General features: G+C 69.3%; 1 protein-coding gene. It reads right to left on the reverse strand.

The genetic code is table 11. The features are described from left to right. The coding region (locus LOK55_RS13905; RefSeq protein ID WP_229935844.1) for a tyrosine-type recombinase/integrase at positions 1-1141 on the reverse strand (1141 nt) is incomplete at its 3' end. Between the last annotated feature and the right edge of the window lie 89 nt (positions 1142-1230).

A 1230-nucleotide genomic window follows, 5' to 3' on the forward strand; every position in this document is an offset into this window, starting at 1 on the left:
CCGCGGCGGCGACCATCTGCTCGCCGAGGGTGTGCCGCAGCCGGTGCGCCCCGAACCTCGCCAGGCTCGCCCGGTCGCAGGCGCGTTCGACGATCCCGCCGACCGCTTCCCGTGTCAAGGGACGAAGCGGCGCGCGGTCGGCGGCGAACACCTCCCGGAACCCGACTCCGGCAGGGCGCGCCTCTTGCAGGTAGGCGACGACCGCTTCACCGACCTCGGCGGGCAGCGGGAGCCGCTCGTCACGATTGCCCTTGCCCCGCACGAGAATCTCGCCACGGCGCCAGTCGAGGTCGTCCAGTCGGAGCCGGGCGACCTCGATCGCACGCAGCCCGAGGTGGGCCAGGAGCAAGAGCACCGCGTGGTCGCGCAGTCCCGCGCTGGTGTCACGGTCGCAAGAGACCAAGAGTGCAGCCACCTCGTCGCGACTCGCGCCGACGGGAAGGCGGGAGGGTTGCGGGGAACGGATCACCAGCGTCGCCGCCGAAAGGTCGTGACTGGTCACACCGGTGATGAAGAAGAACCTCAGCAGCGCCCGGAGCGTGTATCCGAACGCCTTCACCGACACCGGGCGACGGGTGACGCCCTCGTCCAATAGCGCCCGCGTCACCTCCGCCGCGGTCAACGCGACCGCTCCTTCTGGCGGGGCATACCCGGCGAGGAACCTGCGCGCCCGGGCCACGTTTGCCGCGATCGTGGACGCCGCCAGGTGACGCTCAACGCGCAGATACCCCTCAAACCCGACCAACTCCACCGGATCGGTAGCCGTCGGCGCGATGGTCGCCGCGGCCGGGATCACGCCCTCGTAGGCGAGCCATTCCAGCGTCGGGCCAAGCGCCTTTCGCGAGAACAGGCCCGTGTGGGTGCGGCGCCGCTCAGCGAGGAACACCTCGACCTGCCCCGCCGTCAACTCGCCCACCGCGATGCCCTGCGCCTGCAGCCACCGGGACAGATGGGCCAGCAGCCGCAACTGGTTCATCAGCGACTTCCGCGTGAACCCCCGCCGGACAAGCTCGTCCTCGAACCGGCGGGCTATGTCTTCCAGTGGACCGGCGATGAGCACACCGCGTCCCTCGATCTCGATCCTGACCATGAACTGCTCTCCTGTCTCCTCAAGTTGAGAAGACCAGCCGATCAGGATCACACGATTATGCCGACAACCGCAGCCCGCCCACCGCCGCTGACCAGGACCGCCCGAGCATCATCGGCATAACCGCGAGCACGGCATAACAG

The sequence above is a fragment of the Microbacterium sp. F2E genome, assembly GCF_020905435.1.
Classification (GTDB): domain Bacteria; phylum Actinomycetota; class Actinomycetes; order Actinomycetales; family Microbacteriaceae; genus Microbacterium; species Microbacterium lacticum.